The 395-nt window shown below is 64.8% G+C and carries 1 protein-coding gene; it reads left to right on the top strand.

Annotation, left to right across the window (positions count from 1 at the left end; genetic code table 11):
* On the top strand, nt 1-395 hold a 395-nt coding region (locus GR197_RS31745; protein WP_204330540.1), incomplete at both ends, for a sugar ABC transporter substrate-binding protein.

Here is a 395-nt window from a genome sequence, read left to right as displayed (position 1 = left end):
CAGAACGCGTTGACGGCCGCCGTGGCCGCGACGTGCATCGCAGGCATCACATTCAGCGCGGCCGCGCAGGCCGACACGGCCAAGGTCGGTCTCGGCCTGCCGCTTCTCACGTCGCCGTTCTGGCAGTCGTACAACAACTATTTGCCGAAGTACGCGAAGGAAATGGGCATCGACATCCTCGCGCCCGTCAATTCGAACAACGACCCTGCGCAGCAGATCACCGACATGAACAACATGGTGAATCTCGGCGCCAGGGGCATCGTCGTCGGGCCGATCGATTCGGCGGCGATCAGCCGCGCACTCGATTCGGCATCGGCGAAGAATGTCGCCGTGGTCGCCGTCGACGTCGCGCCGACGCAAGGCAAGGTCGCGATGGTCGTGCGCGCCGACAACCG

The organism is Rhizobium phaseoli (assembly GCF_010668805.1).
GTDB classification, from domain to species: Bacteria; Pseudomonadota; Alphaproteobacteria; order Rhizobiales; family Rhizobiaceae; genus Rhizobium; species Rhizobium phaseoli_A.
This window is presented reverse-complemented; position numbering and strand designations above follow the sequence as displayed.